Source organism: Elusimicrobiales bacterium (genome assembly GCA_041651175.1).
Classification (GTDB): domain Bacteria; phylum Elusimicrobiota; class Elusimicrobia; order Elusimicrobiales; family Elusimicrobiaceae; genus JAQTYB01.
This window is the reverse complement of record JBAZJT010000018.1, coordinates 1-19214: the sequence shown is the minus strand read 5'-3', so window position 1 is coordinate 19214 and position 19214 is coordinate 1. Positions and strand designations below refer to the sequence as shown.

The following is a 19214-nucleotide window of genomic DNA, read 5'->3' as shown; positions in this document are numbered from 1 at the left end:
GTACACTAATATGTTTTATTTCGCACAGCCGCGCTATTTTATGTGTATAATCCCTTATTATGTACGAAAAATTCTGGGGGCTCAAGCTTCTGCCTTTTGAGAATACGCCGGACCCGCGCAATTTCATAGCCTCGGAAAAGCATATAGAAGCCCTGTCCCGGCTGATGTACGCCGTGCAGGAGAAAAGGGCCTGCGCCCTGATGGCCGGCACCTACGGCTGCGGCAAAACGCTGGTGCTGCGCAGGCTGCGCTTTGAGCTTGAGCCTAAAGGCTGCAAATTCGCTTTCGTGAACAATCCGCGCCTGTCCGCGCTGGATATACTACGCGCCATTCTGCACGGTTTCACGGAAGAGGAACCGCCTTCCTCCAAATACGATGTGCTGGCGAGACTGGAAAACGAACTTTCCTCCTCGGCGGAGGAGGGCAGGCATTGCGTCATCATGGTGGACGAGGCGCATTCCATAAATGACATTGATATTTTTGAAGAACTGCGCCTGCTGCTGAATTTCCAGACCGACAGCGACTATCTGCTGACACTTATATTCTCCGGACAGAACGAATTGTGGGAAATGGTGGAGCGCAACAAGCAGCTCAACCAGCGCGTCGCCATAAAATGCGGCCTCGTGCCGCTTTCGCAGGAGGGGACGGGCCACTATATACGCGGACGGCTCATTTACGCCGGCGGCGATCAGAACATATTTTCGGAAGATAATATCGCGGCCATCGCGCGAATGAGCGGCGGCATTCCGCGCAGCATCAACAATATCTGCCATCTGGCGCTGCTGAATGCCTCCATGTCCGGCGCAAAAACGATAACGGAAGCGCTGCTTGCGGACTGCTCCGAGGAGGCTTCGCCGAAATGAACATACTCTGCATAGGCGCGCACCCTGACGACATAGAGTTCGGCTGCGGGGGAACGCTCTGCAAAATGGCGGGCCCCGGCTGCAGAATAACCCTGCTTGTCCTGACCGACGGCGGGCGCGGCGGCGCCGCGGCGCTGCGGCGCGTTGAACAGGCCGCCGCCGCGCGCCTGATTGGAGCGCGGCTTATCCGGGCCGGTTTCAGGGACACCGAATTGCCCGGAGAGCGGGCCCTGATAAGCGCGATAGAGGATTGTCTGCGCAAAACCTGCCCCGGAATGATTTTCACCCATTTTTACGAGGACACACATCAGGACCATTGCGCGGTCTCGCGCGCGGTGATGACTGCCGCCCGCAACGAGCGCGACATACTGTTTTTTGAGGGGCCCACCAGCATAAACTTCGTGCCGACGGTGTTTTCGGACATAGGTCCCGTGATAGACAAAAAATTCGAGCTGCTTGGCTGCCATCGTTCCCAGCTGGAAAAAACCAACATCCCCGGCCTGTGCATACTGGAGGCCGCGAAAAGCGCAGCGGTGTTCCGCGGCGGGCAGTACCGCGTCAAATACGCGGAGGGTTTCATGCCGCAGCGCCTGTCGCTTCCGATAAGATGACGCGCGACACGAAAATATTCACCATCGCCTGGCTGGCGCTGCTGCTGACAACACTGCCGCCCGGAGGAATTTCCGCCTGGACCTGGCTGACAGGCCTGCGCTGGCTTTATGTGGCCGGCATTGCGTTTCTGTTCGCCGGGCTGCTGCTGCCGGCGGCGGAATGGTCGGCAAGGCGGCTGGGCGCGATAGACATGCCGGCGCCGCGCAAAATTCATGCCGCGCCCACGCCGCGGCTGGGCGGGCTGGCGGTGTTTGCGGCTTTCATGTTCGCGCTGTGGCGAAGCCAGTATTTCACCGGCAGGGGCTGGAGCATAGCCGCCGCCGGAACGCTAGTATTCCTTCTCAGCGCGGCGGACGACGCGCGCGGGCTTTCGGCATACGCGAGGCTTGCGGGGCAGGCTGCGGCATCGCTTATCGTGGTCTGTTCCGGCATGGGTTTTAATTTTCCCGGGACGACTCCCGCCGGCAGGGCGGTGTCCTGCGCGTTCACCGTGGTGTGGATTATCGGCATCACCAATGCCTTCAACTTTCTGGACGGGATAGACGGCCTGGCCTCAGGCCTGGGAATGGTATGCTCGCTGTTTTTCATAATAGTGGCCTGGGGAACGAATCAGATGGAGCTGGCTTTCATGTCCGCTGCGCTTTTCGGCGCTTGCGCCGGATTTATGCGGGTCAACTGGCACCCGGCCAGCATGTTTCTGGGGGACTGCGGCTCCGCCTTCATAGGCTTCATGCTGGCGTGTTTTGCGGTTTACGGCGGCTGGGCGACGGACAATCCGCTTGTGGCGTTCGGCACGCCGCTTCTCATACTTGGCGTGCCGATATTTGACCTTATCTATATAACGGCGGCGCGCATGCGCCGCGGCGACGTGAAAACCGTGCGCCAATGGCTGGAATTCGTGGGCAGGGACCATTTCCACCACCGGCTTATACATCTGGGCATGACGGTGCCTCAGGCGGCGTCCTTTATAATCATTGTCAACGTAATGCTGGGTCTGGGAGCCTGGACCATGCACTACACCGGCACAAGCCTGGGAACCGTGCTGCTGGTGGCTCAAAGCGCGCTGATATTCGGGGTGATAGCCGTGCTTATGATTTTGGGCAGAAACACCGGAGAAACCGCCGCACATCCGAAAGGAATCGCCGCCGGAGATTGCCATTGAGCGAAGCAAAATAATGCTGCTTACCCTGAAAGTTTCAGGTTAATCCTGCTGCCCGGACAGCCTGTTTCTGAAATCCGCGCACGCGGACAGCAACGGGCCGAAAAACGCGATTAAAATTCCCTGGCATCTGCGCAGAACGGAATTCTGCATTATGATTTTGCCGTCCGACAGCAGAACGCAGACCACCCCCGCCACAGCCTCCGGCGCGACGGCTTCCGCCGGGCCGAACTGGCGGTCGCCGCGCAGATACAGCTTTCCGCCCCGGCGTCCTACAAGCCTGTGGCAGACAAGCCCGCCGCCGGAGCGGTAGGCGACCATATCCCCAATCCGCAGCATGGCCGGCGGAACCGCGCGCGCAAGCAGCCGTTCCCCCCCCTTCATAAACGGCCTCATGCTGGAGCCGGAAGTTTCAAGAAGCAGAAAATCGCCGCATTGCCTGTTCACAACAGTATTATGCAAAAAAAGCGTACAATTATGGCTATGCAAAAGATTTCCGCGGAATTGCCGGAGAACAGCTTGTTTTGTCTTGCTCTGCTTTTCTGCGGAGCGGCGGCGCAGCCGCCGGCGATTGTTGTTGCCGCGATTCTTTTCACGGCGGACGCATGAGCGGCATTTCCGACAAGGTGGTGCGCAACACCTATTACAATTTCATGGGCATGGCGTGGAACGGGGCATTGTCTTTCGCGCTTGCGCCTTTCATACTGCACCGGCTGGGCGCGGACGCCTACGGCGTGCTTGGAGTGTCGGTCGCGCTTACGGGCTATGCCTATCTGCTGGATATGTCCATGCCGGCGACATTTATCCGCCACGTCGCGGAATACGAGGCCAAAGGCGACCGCGCCAGGCTCAAGCAGGCAGTCAATACCATGGCCGCTTTTTACTGCGTCCTGGGCATTGTTTACATTGCGCTGACACTGCTGTTTGCCGACAAAATCACCGGCATTTTCAAAACCCCGCCCCGTCTCGCGGCGGACGCGCATTATGTGGTGGTGTTTTCAATGGCAGTATTCGCGTTCACCGGCGTGGCCAACGTGTTTTCGGATTTCCAGGCGGGGATGCAGCGGCTGGATCTGTCCAACAAACTGAGCATCATCCTTTCAATCCCGACGACGGCGGTTCTGGTGTGGCTGCTCAACGCTGGCTACGGGCTGCACGGCATGATGTGGCGCAGCGCGCTGACGCTGGCCTGCTATTTCGCGGCCAATGTAATCCTTGCCAGGCGAATTTTTCCGGAACTGGAAATATCCCCGCGCCATATAAGCGGTGAAATGTTCGGGCACTTCCTCAAATTCGGGATGAAACTGCATGTGGGCCGCATTTCCACACTGGTAACGGGGCAGACGGATAAAATTCTCATCGCCTGCTTCCTGTCCGTGGGCGCGGTTACATATTTCCAACTGGCCAGCGTGCTGGTGGTTACTGCGGCGTCCATGGCCAACGTGCTTGTCTCGGCCATAACGCCGGCCTTTTCGGAAGTGCACGCCCGCTACGGGAAAGAAGCGGTGATGGACGTCTATCTCAGGATGACAAAATACCTGTCCTGCATGGCGGTGCCTTTGTTTATGCTGACAATGGTGTCCGCGCGGCTGCTGCTTCAGATGTGGCTGGGCGGCGGCTACGACCGGGCCTGGCCGCTGACCGTGATTCTGGCGTCGGGCTGGCTGGCCAGCGTCCTGGCAGCGCCCGGCTACACGGCCTGCCAGGCCATGGACAAGCCGCATATCATATCCGCCGGCGCGACGCTTAATATAATACTCAACCTCGGACTGAATATAATTCTCATAGGCGCCCTGGGAATGAAGGGGATAGCATGGGGCACCGCCATTGCCCTGCTGGCAAGTTCGGCCTGCTTCTGGTTCATGCTGCACCGCGCGATGAAGCTGCCGCTTTCCTCGCTTGCCGGCGCGGTAACGCCTTTTTTCAAGGCTGCGGCCATTGCCGCCGCCGCGCTGCTGGCCCTGGATGCCGCTTTTGCTTTCCGCATAACCGAACTTGGCCGCTGGAGCTGCTTTGCGCTGCTGTCGGCGCGGGGCGTGGTGTTTTGCGCGGCATATGCGCTGCTGCTGCGGCACGAAAAGGTTTTTCGGAGCGAGGAACTGGAACTCATTAAGGCGAAATTGTCCGCGCTTCCTCTGCCGCGCATTGCGGGACGCGCATGAGGATTCTGCATATAGTTTCCTCCCCCGCGCTAAGCGGCGTAACTTCCGCCATCAGGCAGCTGGCTGCCGGCCTGAGCTTGCGCGGCTGTGAACCCGCGCTGGCGCATTACGGCGCGGACGAGGGCATTGCGCCGGAGCTGTGCCGTTCCGGCACGGCAGTGCACAATATCGGGGCGGGCTTGGGCCCGCTGCGCCCGATGATGACGGTCCGCCGCGCACGCGGACTGATAAAGCGGCTGTCGCCGGATATAATCCATGCCCACAGTTTTGACGCGGACCTGGTGGCCTGCCGGGCCGCGGCTGAAACCGGCATTCCGCTTGTGATAACCATGCATAGTTTCTCCTATATAGATTGGGCGTCGCGGCGGCAGAACCTATATTCCAGGCACTGCGGCGCGTTGCGGAGAATTATTTCCGTGTCGCGCCTGCTTGCCGGCAGGGCCGCGGAACTGCCCGCTTTCCGCGGCAAACCCTTTTCAGTAATATTTAACTCCCCGCAGGAACGGTTTTTCATGCCTGTAACCGGACAGGAGCGGACCGCCGCCAGAAAAGCGCTCGGAATCGCCGGCGACGAAACCGCCATAATCTGCGTGGCCAATTTTCATCCGGTCAAAGGCCAGGACATTCTGGCCGAAGCCTTCGCCGCAATGACGGACAGGGCAAGACTGGTAATCGTGGGCTCCGCCGGAAGCGACCCGCAGCGCGCCGCCTTCCGCCGCAAAACCGGAGATATTCTGGCCCGCTCCGGCGCAGGCTCCCGCACAGCCATTGTGGACAATGCCGCCGACTCCCGCCCCTTCCTCGCCGCGGCGGACATTTACGTCCAGCCTTCGCTCACCGAGGCGATGAGCGTGGCGGTAACCGAGGCGATGGCCTGCGGCCTGCCGGTGGTGGCATCCCGCGCAGGCGGATTGCCGGAGGCCGTCTCAGATGAAACCGGCATTCTGGTGGAACCCGGAAACCCGCGCGCCCTGGCCGCCGCGCTGGGCAGGCTGGCCGCCGCGCCTGAACTGCGCGCGGGGATGGGCGCCGCCGGCAAAGCCTTCGCCGAAAAGCATTTTGCGCCCGCCCGCTATCTGGACGAGCACGAGCGCCTCTACCGCGAGTTATGCCGGAAATCAGCGTAGTCATCCCGGTCTATAACGGCGCGCGGTTGGCAGCGCGCCGGCTCAGGATTTTGCGGATATTGACCCCAGATTGAATAGAGAGCGAGGACCGAGACGGTGGATGGCGGGGACAGTCCGACGTAAAATTTCTCGCTGATACCGTTTAAAATTTCGTGGTGAGCGTGAACCGGTGGCTGTTGCCGAGCTCGCCTTGCGAGGTGTAGGCGTAATCAACGCGGAGCCTGCTTATCGCTATCCCGAAACCCGCGTTAAAACCCAGCAGGTTGTCCGACGGGATATTGTTGTTTGTGATGTCTTTGCTGTACCCCGCGCGCAGGGCCAGAATGCTGTGCAACGCGACTTCCGCGCCCGCCGCGAGTGTGCTGCAATTTTCCGGGATATTGCGTTTGAAATCCGCCGCCAGCGTTACCTCTTTGATTTTTGTCGCCGCGCCGAATGATGCTGTCGCGGGGAGGTTCTCGTCTATTGTTCCCACTTTGCCGGATTTGCCGACGTTGACGATTGACGCGCCCAGCCGGAATAGTTCCAAATCGTAAATCGCGCCCGCGTCAAAACCGTAGCCTGTGCCGGATTCTTCCTCTATTTTATTGCGCACCGCTTTCAGCGCGCCGCCCAGCGACAGCTTGCCGAAACTGCGCGCGTATGCGGCTTGCAATGCCATATCATAGGCGGTAAATGTGCCGGTCTGCGCGCCGGTGGTGTCGCGCCCGTCTAAATCGCCATAGTGCAGATATGTGAGGCCGTAAGCCATTCGTCCGCCCAGCGCATTGTGCGCGAACGCGACGTTTTCCAGCTTGTTTTCCTGCGCAAGTTCCACGTGCGATAACGCGGCTTCCGTTCCCTCACTCGCGACGGAGGCGGGGTTGATGTAAACCGACTGCGCGCCGCCTGATAACGCCGTTACCGCGTTTGCCATGCCCTGCTCGCGCGCGCCGGGTGCGATTTTCAGAAATGCCGAACCCGTCGTGCCGGCATGCGCCAACTGCGAAAGCGCGGAGGCAACCATCAGTGCTATTGATAATTTGCGCATACAGTTACCTCACTATCGCGAATTTCTTTTTGGCTTTGATTGTCTCGCCGGCTTTATGCGCTTCAATCACCGCCGTGTACACGCCGGAGCCCGCGCCGGACATGTTCCACTCGTACTCGTATGCGTATTCCGGTGAAAGCACATTCGGCCCGCCGTCCATGTGGCCGCTGTGGCGCAACTGGCCGGACACGTCGTAGATGCGGATGTCCGCGCCGTCGCCCACGCCGCATTCAAGGTGCAGTTTCGGCGTGTTGCCGTTCTTGGCAGGGTTGGGATACACATAAAACTGCCGGAACGCGAATGCGTTGCTGGCCAGCGGGTTAACCCCCTGCACCATCGGCTGATACAGCGAGAGATGGCTTGTCTTCGCCTCAAGCCTGCCGTTTTTAAGTTCGGTATTGACCGGAATCCACGAGCCGGAACCCTCATCCCAGTTATACAGCGCGAGGTCGCGCTCCGTCTTGCCGTAGGGGATTTGCGTCCGGTCAAACGGCACGGTCAATGCGGCGGGCGAGGCGAGCTTCATGCCCTCCGGCCCGAAGTTCAGCGCCGGGCCGACCGGCATTATCAGCGCCCTGGCTTCGCTTTGCATCATTTGCCGCGATATTTCTTCCGTTACGGCGGCGGTGGCGATTGTGATGAATGCATCCTCCGCCATAGCGCCGGGCGCAATGTCTACCGCCGCGCGGTTGGACGATTCCACCCGCCCGCCCCATTCCGCGGGCAGCGGCAGCCCGGCGTTCGGGTCAGCGGCGCCGGCGTATGAAACCGCCACCGCGCCGCGCGTTCCGCCTTTTGCCGCGCCGGAGAGTATGATAACCCCTCCCGAACCGTAGCTTGCGCCGTTTGAGCTTTGCAATCCGCCCGAAACCTCGCGCACCGCCGTCAGCATATGCGAGCCGGTCGCCGCGCTGTCGGGGATAATGCCGCGTATCTGAACATCCGTCCACGCGCTTAGCGAACAGACAGTTGTCGCGTCCAGCATTACGCGGGTGGCGGGCTTGCCGTTGATTTGCGCGCCGTTGTAGGGGCCGAAGCCGGTTCCCGTCAGCACAAACGATGTGCCGCTGCCGTTTGTGGCCAGCGTCAGCGCGGTTATCGTTGGCGATATGACGCCTATGGACAATTCCTGCGATTGCGCCGCACCGCCTGACGCCAGCCGCTTCACCGCGACCGGGTACTGCCCCGTCGTGAAATAAGTCAGCGAACCCTGGATTTTTGTATCCGTCCACAGGCTTAGCGGCTGTGTCGCGCCGTTTATCAGCACCGCCGTATTCGCGCCGGAGTAATTGCCAAAGCCCGAACCCGTCAGCACAAACGGCGCGCCAACCGGCGCGGTGGACGGCGACACGGAATTCAGCTGCGGCAGAATCACGCCGAAATATGCGGTGGCCGACGCCTGCAGCCCGCCGTCGGAGGTTGCGCGTTCCACCACAAGCTCGTAATCGCCCGCGGCGAGGCTGCCGGGAACCGTGCCCTGTATCGTCGTCCCGTTCCAGAGGCTCAGCGGCGCGACAACGCCTCCGATTTTGACACGCGTGTTGGAGCCGTTATATGCGCCGAAATTCGCGCCGACAAGCGTGAACGGCATCCCTATCGGCCCCGTGGAGGGCGAGACACTCTGCAACACCGGCACGGTGATTTCAAAATACGACGTCGCGCTGCGGATGACATAGCCGCCGGACGCACGTTCCACAACCACCGGCTGCGGCCCGGGGGGCAGCAGTCCGGGAACAGTGCCTTGTATCGTCGTCCCGTTCCAGAGCGAGAGCGGGCATGTCGTCCCGCCTATCAGCACGCGGGTATTCGCGCCGTTATACGAACCGAAATTTTCGCCGGCTATAGTGAACACGCTGCCTATCGGCCCGGCGACCGGCGTCAGCGTGCTTACATTGATGCCAACCACCGCAAAGCTCAGCGGCGCGGATTCCGCCACGCCGCCGTCGGACGTTGTCCGCCGCACGACGACCGGATAGCTCCCGGAATACAGCGCACCGGGAACGGTTCCCTGTATCGTCGTGCTGTTCCATAACGAAAGCTGCGCGGTAACACCGCCTATCAGCACCGTCGTGTAGCTGCCGTTGTAGCTGCCGAAATTATCGCCGGTAATCGTAAACGGCTGGCCGATGGGACCGCTGGACGGCGTCACCGAATATGCAACCGGCGCGACGATATTGAGATACATCGTGGCCGACGCCGCAAGCCCGCCGTCGGCGGTACGCCGGCTGACAACCACCGGCTGAGCGCCGGCGGCGATATTGGGTATGACGCCCTGTATCGTTGTGCCGTTCCAGAGCGACAGCTGAGCCGTCGCGCCGCCTATCAGCACCGTAGTGTAGCTGCCGCTGTAGCTGCCGAAATTGCCGCCGGTAATCGTAAACGGCTGGCCTATCGGCGCGGTGGAGGGCGTCAACGAATACACTTCCAATCCGGCTACCGTTATTGACGGCGCAACAGCGCGCGCAACCATCCCGTCCGCAACCGCGCGTTCAACCACCACGCTCCGGGCGCCGGAGGCCAGCGCTCCGGGAATTGTGCCTTGTATCGTCGTGCCGTTCCACAGCGAAAGCTGCGCTGTTACGCCGCCTATCAGCACGCGGGTATAGCTTCCCGCATATGCGCCGAAACCGCTGCCCGTAATCGTAAACGGCTGCCCTATCGGCGCGGTGGAGGGCGTTACCGCCGTTACCGCCGGAGTGGTAACCGTGAAATAATAGGTGTTGGTCGCCACCAACCCGCCGCCGCTGGCGATTTCTATGACGACCGGATACTGGCCCGCTTCAAGCCCGGGGATGGTTCCCTGCACCGTCGTCCCGTTCCACAGCGAAAGCGGAGCCAGTTTATCGCCGACGCGCACCTGAGTGTTCGCGCCCGCATAAGGCCCGAAATCATGTCCGGTCAGCGTGAATGCCGTGCCTATCGGCCCGTTGTCGGGCGCAAGCCCCGTGATGGCAGGCTCGGTTACCGTAAACGACGCGGTGGACGAGCGCACCAGCCCGCCGTCAGACGTGGCGCGCTCCACCGCGACCTCGTAACTCCCGGCGGCAAGCGTCCCCGGAATGCGGCCCTGTATCTTCCCGTCATTCCACAAAGACAGCGCCGCGGTGGTCCCGCCCACCAGCACGCGGGTATAGCTGCCCGCATAGCTGCCGAACCCGGAACCGGAAACCGTAAACGGCATCCCTATCGGCCCCGACGACGGCGAAACCGAATCAAACCGCGGCGCAACAACAGTGAAGGCGACCGTGCCGGCAACCACGCTCCCGCCGTCCGAAGTGCGCCGCTCCAGAACAACCGGATAAGTCCCCGCGGCAAGCGTGCCTGGAATGGTCCCCTGCACCGTCGTGCCGTTCCACAAAGAAAGCGGGCATGTGGCCCCGCCAATCAAAACGCGCGTCAGCGAACCGGCATACTGCCCGAATTCCGCGCCGGCCAGAACAAATGTCTGCCCTATCGGCCCGGAAGACGGTGACACCCCGTACACGGAAGGCGTGGTAACGGTGAACGACACCGCATTGGAAACATCCGCGCTGCTGGTGTAAATCCGCTGGGCGACCACGGTATAAGTCCCCGCCGCAAGCGTGCCGGGAATGGTCCCCTGTATCGTAGTCCCGTTCCACAGCGAAAGCTGCGCCGTCGCCCCGCCTATCAGAACAACCGTCTTTGACCCGTTATACGCCCCAAACCCGCCCCCAGCCAGAGCAAACACCGTCCCTATAGGTCCCGATTGCGGCGAGAACGAAGCTATGGTCATACCGTAAGATTTGCCTGTTACTGTTGAAATGGCGGCGGCAAAATCCGTCGGAACTCCGGCGCGGTTTTCCGCCCTCACCCGTGCGAAATAAGTGGTGGCGGGCGCCAGACCCGCAAACGTAAATCCTTCATGCAGAACGTCGGACGAACCGGCAACCGGCAGGAAATCCGGCGAAGTGGAAATATCCAGATGATACAAGGTATCGTACGGATTGCCGCCGGAGTCCCATGAAACCGAAGCCGTAACACTGGAAACACCCGTAAACAAAGCCGAAGCCGGCATTGCGGCCAGAGTGACAGTGGAGCCAATCGTGGCGAAAGCGCTGCGCATTCCTGCGCCGTTTATGGCCGCAGATCTTGCCGTATACATCCTGTTCGGCAGGAGATTGTCCAGCGCCGCAGAGGAGCCGCTCACTGACGCCGAAGCCGCTATCCCGGAGAAATCCGGCGCAGTGGATGCCTGCACAAGGTACAAAGTCCGGGCCGGATTGCCGTTTGCATTCCATGCTATTGCGACGGAACCGGTCGCCACGTTTATAATCGGCGCATCCGCCGCAGCCGGAGCATTCGCCAACGTGGTCACATGCGCCGCGTCGGAATAAGGCGACAGGCGGCCTTCCAAATCCCGCGGCTGTATCGACGCCGTGTAATCAACATCCGGCGCAAGACCGGAGCAGGTGTACGAAGTTATATCGGCCGCAAAGCCGCTTTCCGACCCCGCATCGCCCGCTTGCGAGGAAACTTTTACCCTGTATTGCGCGCCCGGCAAATTGGCGCTGTTTATCCATTCCAGCGAAAACCCCGTGGTGGCAACCGACGAAACCGCTACATCCGATGGCTGCCTTGCATATGTAAAAAACACCGCCTTGTTGGACGGACCGGAATAATTGCCTCTCGCATCGGCCATCCACACCTGCGCTTGGTAGGCGGCATTGCCCAGCAAATCGCCCAAAACGTAATACTGCGCTGCGCCGGGCTGAACCGTGGTGGATATAACCACGTTCGCCGCGCCGGCCTGCGGCGCCGCCGCAGTGTCAGTGGAGCGGAACACCGCTATTTTCCCGTTGTAAATGGCGCCGGCAGCACCGTCCTCGCCGGAAGCCGTCCAGCGCAACGCAACGCCCCCGGCGGACACATCCGCCGACAAATCCGCCACTGCGGAAGGCGGCATATCCAGCAAAGAAGCATTGAAGGTTATTGCATAATCCGGGGCGGCTTCCGTCACATAATCCAGTATATGCAGCCGGTAAACATACGAGAGCGAGGCCTTGTCAAAATGCCTGCTTACCCATATGTCGCGGGGATTGATCACGCTTCCGTTTGCGCGCATGGCGGAGGCTATATCGGCCTGCCCGCCCGCCGGCGCCGGCACCGATGCGTGAATCCAGACGCCGGTTGAAACGCCGGCGTCATAGACCAGATGCAGCACCGCATTGGAACCGGAAAGCGTCCCGTTCAGATGCGCCGGCACGTTGGTCACGGGCGAAAGGCCTGCGCGGTCCGATTCCATCACATATTCCGGTTGGATATCCTGGCCGGAGGCAAGCAGAATTTCCATCTGTTCGCGCGGCGTTGTTTTGTTTATCAGAAAATCAAATTGCGAATCCCGCCCCGGCATGTCTGCGAGAACGTCCTTGATAAGCGTGTAGGTGCTGGCGCTGTCTATCAGCGAGGTCAGCGCCCCACCCAGCGCGGCGCTGTGTGTGAAGCTTGCGCCGAAACTGGTGAACCTGCCGGAAAGGGAGGCGACCATGCTCCACGCCGCCATTGCGCTGACATTCGGCGCGATATTGCCGAAGTTGATTTTGAGCGTCTTGTCCGCCGGCTGGCCGCCGGGCAGCCAGGCATTTGCAATCATGAAATTCACCGGCAGTCCCTGCTTGGAATCCATTATGACCGGCTGCGCCGAATCTATGCTGAAATTCACCGCCGTGCCGGACCCCGCGTTCACCGCCCGCACCCCCAGATAGAACGGAACTGTGGATTCGGCGACCTCCGGCGTCAGCGGTTCGTCGCCGAATACCTCGAACGGAAGCACATACTCCAGCCGTATAAGCGGCTGCGGCTTGACCGTGATTATAACCGGGAAAGTGGTGGTAACCCGCGCGACGCCGCCGGTGTTGTATGTCATCTGCGCCTTTACATTGTATTTTGCCCCGCCTGCCGCCCCGCCGCCCGCCCCTGGCGAAGGCACTATCAGCCACTGCACCGCCGCGCTGGCCGACGGCTGCACCAGCCCCGTCCCGTCCACCGCGCCCACTCCCTGCAAATCCGTAACCCGGGAATAAAACAGCGAGTCCGCCGCGTTGCCATCCGCATCGGTTATGGCGACATCTATGCGCAGATTGCTCAGCGGCAGGTCGCCAAGGCTGTTGGTCAGCGTCAGCTTGGCTATGAAGCCTTCCCGCTCCAACGCGGCCTCCTGGTTAAGCTGCAAATTTACAACCGCGCACACCGTCCCGGACACAGCGATTCCCGGACACGTCGGCAATGCCGCGAGTGCCAGCGCCAGCCATGCAGACAGCTTTAATATGGAGAATTTTTTATTTTCCATCCCCCGCTCCCGCGCTTAACGGATACCCCAGCGCATTCCACACCGCCGGGCCGCCGCTAAGCAGTTTAGCCCGAATCCCCGCCTTTGCCGCCGCCTCGCATGCCTGTTGGGTCCGCGACGGCTGCCTGTCCGCAAGCACAATCTCGCTCCCCTGCTGAACCGCAGGGAACGCCTTCAAAATCTCCTCAAGCGGCGCGTTGCGCGCGCCGGCTATATGCCCCGCCCGATATTCCATATCGGGCCGGATGTCCAGCACGGTTACGGCGGCGGGCGAAGATTTGATTATCGCATACAGCTCCGCAGGCTGTATTGCGCCGCAGACCGTCTTTTGCGCCGCCGCGCCGCTATCCCCTTCTACAGGATATCCGCGCGCTTTCCAGTCGGCATATCCTCCCTTGAGCACGCGGACCGACGCGTAGCCCGCGCGCTCCAGCAGGGCGGCGCAGTTTGCGCTCAGCGGACAACCCACGCCCGCGCAATAAACAACAATGTCCGCCGTTTTCGGCCACCCGGCGGAGGTTACCTGGTTGAACGGCGCGGATACCGCGCCTTTTATATGCCCCATGCCGTAATCCGCCCGCGCACGCACATCGGCCACTATGGGGGTCGCCGCGCCGCCGGACATAACCGCCGAAAGCTCATCGCAGGAGATATACTTCACCTCCGCTGCGCGGGCAACCAAAACCGGACACGCAAGCGATATTGCCGCCATGCTTATCAGCATCCTGCCATTATTTGCCATATACACCGCCAATCAATCTGAAATCTAATACTGCGGAGATACCCTTGCCATTGCAGCCAAACGTGAAACTGCCGCCTTTCGCGCAATTAGCAACGCAAGCAACCCAACTTAACGGGTCAGTTCTTTTTATCGATGATAATCGCTTGCGCCTAATGCCTTTCATTCCCTTTTTTGTTTCCATTACCCTAATAAACCATTTAGAATTTCTTCGAACTTGGGATTTTTTTGAATTGTATGTATCTCTAAAGTCTCACCATCATGCCCCATTTCGAACACTAGGGCAAACTGCTTTAAAAAAACAGAAGAGTAAAATGAATAAGCATCTCCTCTAAAAAAACTAATAAGCCGTTGCCTGAAATTTTTTCTAATATCATCAACACAGTTCTTGGCTATTGCTAAAACGTCACTGGATATAGTATCGGTAATAATAAAAAATAAGGGGGTTCCAAATGACCAACTCCACAACCGCTGGATTAGGTCATCTGCCCCGGATACATTTACTTCAATGATTCCAATTTGCCAATTTTTATAGGAACTGTATTCAACCTTTTGAAACACTTTGGATTTTAAATCACTCGGTAACTGTGTCAAAAACAACACTTTTCTTTTTGTAGTACACAACCCTTGAAAAATGTGTATCAATTGTTCGGCTTTTTGGTGTGACATCTCTTGCATAAAACCACCTACTGTTATCGTTTTCATAGCGCTCCCCTATTTTAGAGTCTACCATCCCATGGCCTATGTAGTTTCATCTCAGGCCACCGACGATAATGTATCCCCGTTTATCAGCATCCAATCTAAAAATAGGCTTCCCTTCACTATTTCTAATCTGAAATATTCTTGTCCGCCACGACCTGCCGATGTCGCCGATGTCATAATTCTCGCTGAGGTAGAACACCCGGAAATCCACCGGCCCGGCGAAGTTGGGGACATAGACCGCCGGATCGCCGCTGACGGAAACGCCGCCCGACACCTCGTCGTAGCACCGCGGACAGTCCGACGGAGCCTCCGTGGAAGGCAACTGGCACGTCTCGGGCGTGGGAGATTTGGGCAGAGTCCGGGCGTGAAGATACGGCGCGGTTAACAGTGCCGCGACAAGTAAACTTAAAATTGCTGTTCTCTTGCGTTCCATTAGCGCATTTCCATCCAGTCGACTCTATTCAGGTAATAACATCTTAGCGATAGCATATCTCCACAATCACACCATAGAGTGCCAAAGCAAAATATACTCCCGCGTGCAAAAAATAGAACAGTTTATCAGCCACACCCATTTTTAGACGCGGCTTTAGTATCCACAATGACGATAAACCGCCCGCGGCCAGAGAGAAAATTATCACCCAAGTGAATATATTCGTCTCGGATTTTAAGTGTATATTTCCTAGTTGGGTAATTACTTCAAGTGCTATCTTTCCCACGAAAATTCCAATAGTCGAAAATATCGCGGGATGCATCACCTCTACGCTAATACAGAAATGCTTTTCCGAAAATTCCTGCAACCGCATCATACTACCTCCTCTGTTTGTGGCCTCGAGTTTCTATTAATGCTGCATTAACCGCTTGACCACCACCAAGCACATCCAACGCCTTTTGCCCGTAAAAAACATCTCCCATCTTGCCGCCGCCTAGTAATCTCACACCTCCCCAATATTTATTTGGGATAGTCACATACTTGGGCACTTGCAACCCCAGTAAATCTATGCCAAGATCCGCTGCCGTTGCGAGATTTTGCAAACTTTTGTTGCATGGGTCATATAAATACGCCAATTCCCCAAGCAAACTGCCTTTAAACGTCGGGTCCATATCCAACAAGGCTTCCCCCATTAAGCCTAAATTTGCTCCCAAGCCATAAGCGGATTTCAAAGCGATGGCCCCACCTGTAATACCAGCTATGCCAGTCCACCCAAATGCGCTAATAGTAGCCGCTCCACCGATTATACCAGCAGCATTTGAAACCGCCCCCAAAGAAGCATTGCCCAAATCACCCCAGCGAACTAAACCCGTGGGGTCAATGTATCTATTAGGTCTATTCCCGACATACGCATACAAATTTGTATCGCCGCCGTTGAAGCCTATGGGGTCTTTTTGGATGAAACGGCCTATGTCGGGGGCGTAGTATCTGGCGCGGTAATAGAACAGTCCGGTTTCGGCGTCCCATTCCCGGGCGGTGTAGCTGTAAAGACTGCCCGTCTGCGACCAACTGCTTGTGCTGCCGGTTACCTCGTTTCTGAACACCGGTCTGCCATATGCCTGATATTGCGCGCGCTCTGCGATGCTCCCGGTCTGGTCGGCGATGGCGATTATGCTACCAAGGCCGTCGGCAAGGAGGTAATAATCGCTTGCGCCTTTTCTTAACATCAGCGGCTCGTCGGTGCCGGGACCGTGCGTATACAGGCTTTTCAACGCGCCGGCAGCGTCGGTTACAAATGCGATGTCCTCGCCGTCGTAGATGTAATGCTGTTCGCGAATTGTTTCGCCGTTGTGCGTTATCGTTTTTGCGATTCTCCGGCCTGTCGCGTCGTAGCGGAGCGTCTCGCTGTAGCCCGACGGCAGGTTTACTTGCGTAAGGCGGTTCTGCGCGTCGTAGATGTATGCGGTCTGCGCGTTGTCCGATGTGCGCGTTTTTGTTGTCAGGTTGCCGTTGTTGTCGTAATTGTAGGTATAGAGCGAATCGCTATTCAGACGGTTCGCCGCGTCATAGGCGTAACCGGCGCGGACCGCGTCCTGCATGCGGTTACCGACCGCGTCGTAGGCGAAGGTCTCGGACTGCGTCGTCAGCGCACCGCTGGACGGGTGTACCGCGCTTGTCAGACGGTGCAGGTCGTCATAAGCGAATCCGTGGCTGCCGAAATCGTCAGCCATGGTTGCGCGGTTGCCGGCATTGTCGTATGTGTAGCCAACCTGCGCGATTACCGCATTGTCGGCTTTGCGGCGGTAGGTTATTCCGGTAAGCTGGTTTGCCGCGTCGTAGACGTAATCCGCGGCGACAGCGGCGCCCATGTCCATGCGCGTGCGCCTTCCTGCCGCGTCGTAGGTGAACTGGAACTGCGTCCCGCCGGGGGCGGTTATCGTTACGGGGCGGTTCAGCGCGTCGTAACTGTAGCTCCAGGTGTAGCCGGAGGCCGTCATCGCCAGCCGGTTCCCGGCGGCGTCGTATGTGTAGGTGAACGCGCCGCCGAGGTTTGCAATCTTGTCCTGCGCGCTTGTTGCCGTTACCCTTCCCGCCGCGTTGTAGCCGAATTGCAACTTTGTCCGCGGGTCCTCTATGCTCGTGAGATTGTTTGCAAGGTCGTAGCCGTAGGCCGTCTGACCGTCGGGGCCAGTCGCGGATGCCGGCCGGCCCAAGATATCGTAGCCGAACGCGAAACTGTTGCCTTTCGCGCAATTAACAGCGCAAGCAACCCAACTTAACGTGTCAGTTCTTCTTATCGCTGATAATCGCTCACCCATGATTTATTGCCTCTCATCTCTACTGGCCTCCTGATATGAGCGATGCACTAAAAAAACATTCATACAGGATATGCCAACGATTATCATTAATTCTGCCATCACGATTCCCACAAAATATACAGAAGATGAATGTAAAGCATCCATCCTTCTAACAGTTTCTGGCAACAGTTCTGCTATACTGCCAGTGTTGCTGTCCAGCAATTTCTTAAATATGAAACCTGGATATCTAATTATGTATGGACCGGCGTAAAGCACAAAACACAAGCACAAAACACTTGTAATCGCACTTACTAAGTTTGAAAAAAACAAGATTTTTTTAGTTATCATCTGTTAACCTCTCTAAGTAAATTCCAATAGGGATCCAGTTTTAGAAATGGATCTACTGGATTATGCGACAAAGCAACCGCATACTCATGAAATTCGGTGCTCACATTGTTAAAATCCCATTTATCATCAAAAGATTGCCTTTTCTGTTCCTTCCTAAGTGCACCTAAAAGCTCATCAGTCTGTTCATAGCAAAACAAATACGGTTTTCCAAAACGCCCATGTGCCAATCTTTGGAAAATCGATATCAAGTTATTCAACGGTGAAATTCTAGTACGCTTTTTCTCCCTATTCATCCTATTCACTGTTCGATTGAAAATACTCTTAATTCTTTCCACATCGGCAGCGCTTAAGCCGAGTGAATCTGTTAGGTTCATCGGATTATCGTACACATACGCATACAAGTTCGTATCTCCGCCGTTGAAGCCTATGGGGTCCTTCTGGATAAATCTGCCGGTGTCGGGGGCGTAGTATCTGGCGCGGTAATAGAACAGGCCGGTTTCGGCGTCCCATTCCCGGGCGGTGTAGCTGTAAAGACTGCCCGTCTGCGACCAACTGCTTGTGCTGCCGGTTACCTCGTTCTTGAACACCGGCCTGCCGTAGGCCTGATATTGCGTGCGCTCTACCACGGTTCCCGTCTGGTCGGCTATCGCTATTATGCTGCCAAGGCCGTCCGCCAGCAAGAAATAATCGCTTGCTCCTTTTCTTAACATCAGCGGCTCATCCGTGCCGGGGCCGTGCGTATACAGGCTTTTCAGTGCGCCGGCGGCGTCGGTTACAAATGCGATGTCCTCGCCGTCGTAGATGTAATGCTGCTCCCGGATTGTCTCGCTGTTGTGCGTTATCGTTTTTGCTATGCGACGGCCTGTTGCGTCGTAGCGGAGCGTCTCGCTGTAGCCCGACGGCAGGTTTACTTGCGTAAGCCGGTTCTGCGCGTCGTAGATGTATGCGGTCTGCGCGTTGTCCGATATGCGCGTTTTTGTTGTCAGGTTGCCGTTGTTGTCGTAATTGTAGGTATAGAGCGAATCGCTATTCAGACGGTTCGCCGCGTCGTATGCGTAACCGGCGCGTACCGCATCCGACTGGCGGTTGCCTACCGCGTCGTAGGCGAAAGTTTCATTCTGCGTCGTCAGCGCGCCGCTGGACGGGTGTACCGCGCTTGTCAGACGGTGCAGGTCGTCATAAGCGAATCCGTGGCTGCCGAAATCGTCAGCCATGGTTGCGCGGTTGCCGGCATTGTCGTATGTGTAGCCGACGCTGGCGATTACCGCATTGTCGGTTTTCCGGCGGTAGGTTATTCCGGTAAGCTGATTGGCGGCGTCGTAAACATATTCCGCCGCTACCGCCACGCCCATGTCCATGCGCGTTCTGCGGCCTGCGGCGTCGTAGGTGAATTGGAACTGCGTCCCGCCGGGGGCGGTTATCGTTACGGGGCGGTTCA

At 58.0% G+C, this 19214-nt stretch carries 13 protein-coding genes; 5 read left to right on the top strand and 8 right to left on the bottom strand.

Features of this window, described 5'->3' with window-relative positions; all coding sequences use genetic code 11:
• The first annotated feature begins 59 nt into the window (after positions 1 to 59).
• Genes WC421_09600 through WC421_09590 form a run of 3 tightly spaced genes read left to right on the top strand, consistent with a single transcriptional unit; the run spans position 60 to position 2637 of the window.
• Positions 60 to 863: an AAA family ATPase gene (locus WC421_09600; protein ID MFA5162488.1), complete on the top strand. Its 804-nt coding sequence runs from the start codon at positions 60 to 62 to the stop codon at positions 861 to 863.
• Positions 860 to 1474: a PIG-L deacetylase family protein gene (locus WC421_09595; GenBank protein MFA5162487.1), complete on the top strand. Its 615-nt coding sequence runs from the start codon at positions 860 to 862 to the stop codon at positions 1472 to 1474. Before WC421_09600 ends, WC421_09595 begins: the two co-directional genes overlap by 4 nt.
• Entirely contained in the window at positions 1471 to 2637 is a 1167-nt protein-coding gene (locus tag WC421_09590) for an MraY family glycosyltransferase (protein ID MFA5162486.1), read from the top strand. The genes WC421_09595 and WC421_09590 overlap by 4 nt, the downstream gene beginning before the upstream one ends.
• Before the next feature lie 39 nt (positions 2638 to 2676).
• On the opposite strand, the gene WC421_09585 is transcribed toward WC421_09590, so the two are convergent.
• The gene (locus WC421_09585; GenBank protein ID MFA5162485.1) at positions 2677 to 3081 is read right to left on the bottom strand and encodes a S24/S26 family peptidase; all 405 of its coding nucleotides are present in this window, start codon (positions 3079 to 3081) and stop codon (positions 2677 to 2679) included.
• Positions 3082 to 3239: 158 nt separating this feature from the next.
• On the opposite strand from WC421_09585, the gene WC421_09580 reads away from it, so the two are divergent.
• Positions 3240 to 4796, top strand: a complete 1557-nt coding sequence (locus WC421_09580; protein MFA5162484.1) for an oligosaccharide flippase family protein — start codon at positions 3240 to 3242, stop codon at positions 4794 to 4796.
• Entirely contained in the window at positions 4793 to 5923 is a 1131-nt protein-coding gene (locus WC421_09575) for a glycosyltransferase family 4 protein (protein ID MFA5162483.1), read from the top strand. Before WC421_09580 ends, WC421_09575 begins: the two co-directional genes overlap by 4 nt.
• A 142-nt stretch (positions 5924 to 6065) precedes the next feature.
• Here WC421_09575 and WC421_09570 read toward each other — a convergent pair whose 3' ends face one another.
• The 7 genes from WC421_09570 to WC421_09540 all read right to left on the bottom strand — a co-directional run.
• Positions 6066 to 6953: a PorV/PorQ family protein gene (locus tag WC421_09570; protein ID MFA5162482.1), complete on the bottom strand. Its 888-nt coding sequence runs from the start codon at positions 6951 to 6953 to the stop codon at positions 6066 to 6068.
• A gap of 4 nt (positions 6954 to 6957) precedes the next feature.
• Positions 6958 to 13260, bottom strand: a complete 6303-nt coding sequence (locus tag WC421_09565) for an IPT/TIG domain-containing protein (protein MFA5162481.1) — start codon at positions 13258 to 13260, stop codon at positions 6958 to 6960.
• A complete protein-coding gene (locus WC421_09560) occupies positions 13250 to 14002 on the bottom strand; it encodes a rhodanese-like domain-containing protein (protein MFA5162480.1) in 753 nt (250 codons plus the stop codon). The genes WC421_09565 and WC421_09560 overlap by 11 nt, the downstream gene beginning before the upstream one ends.
• A gap of 180 nt (positions 14003 to 14182) precedes the next feature.
• Positions 14183 to 14704 (bottom strand): hypothetical protein, encoded by a 522-nt coding sequence (locus WC421_09555; GenBank protein MFA5162479.1) that lies wholly within the window; start codon positions 14702 to 14704, stop codon positions 14183 to 14185.
• Between the two features lie 46 nt (positions 14705 to 14750).
• Entirely contained in the window at positions 14751 to 15134 is a 384-nt protein-coding gene (locus WC421_09550; GenBank protein MFA5162478.1) for a hypothetical protein, read from the bottom strand.
• 374 nt (positions 15135 to 15508) lie between these two features.
• Positions 15509 to 17344, bottom strand: coding sequence for an RHS repeat-associated core domain-containing protein (locus WC421_09545; protein ID MFA5162477.1), 1836 nt, complete (start codon positions 17342 to 17344; stop codon positions 15509 to 15511).
• A gap of 428 nt (positions 17345 to 17772) precedes the next feature.
• A partial coding sequence (locus tag WC421_09540) for an RHS repeat-associated core domain-containing protein (GenBank protein MFA5162476.1) occupies positions 17773 to 19214 on the bottom strand: 1442 nt, incomplete at its 5' end.

Excerpts from the sequence above, each read along its gene's own strand:
- WC421_09600 (MFA5162488.1), top strand. The coding sequence starts at position 60 with ATGTACGAAAAATTCTGGGGGCTCAAGCTTCTGCCTTTTGAGAATACG.
- WC421_09595 (MFA5162487.1), top strand. The coding sequence starts at position 860 with ATGAACATACTCTGCATAGGCGCGCACCCTGACGACATAGAGTTCGGC.
- WC421_09590 (MFA5162486.1), top strand. The coding sequence starts at position 1,471 with ATGACGCGCGACACGAAAATATTCACCATCGCCTGGCTGGCGCTGCTG.
- WC421_09580 (MFA5162484.1), top strand. The coding sequence starts at position 3,240 with ATGAGCGGCATTTCCGACAAGGTGGTGCGCAACACCTATTACAATTTC.
- WC421_09575 (MFA5162483.1), top strand. The coding sequence starts at position 4,793 with ATGAGGATTCTGCATATAGTTTCCTCCCCCGCGCTAAGCGGCGTAACT.
- WC421_09570 (MFA5162482.1), bottom strand. The coding sequence starts at position 6,953 with ATGCGCAAATTATCAATAGCACTGATGGTTGCCTCCGCGCTTTCGCAG.
- WC421_09565 (MFA5162481.1), bottom strand. The coding sequence starts at position 13,260 with ATGGAAAATAAAAAATTCTCCATATTAAAGCTGTCTGCATGGCTGGCG.
- WC421_09560 (MFA5162480.1), bottom strand. The coding sequence starts at position 14,002 with ATGGCAAATAATGGCAGGATGCTGATAAGCATGGCGGCAATATCGCTT.
- WC421_09555 (MFA5162479.1), bottom strand. The coding sequence starts at position 14,704 with ATGAAAACGATAACAGTAGGTGGTTTTATGCAAGAGATGTCACACCAA.
- WC421_09550 (MFA5162478.1), bottom strand. The coding sequence starts at position 15,134 with ATGGAACGCAAGAGAACAGCAATTTTAAGTTTACTTGTCGCGGCACTG.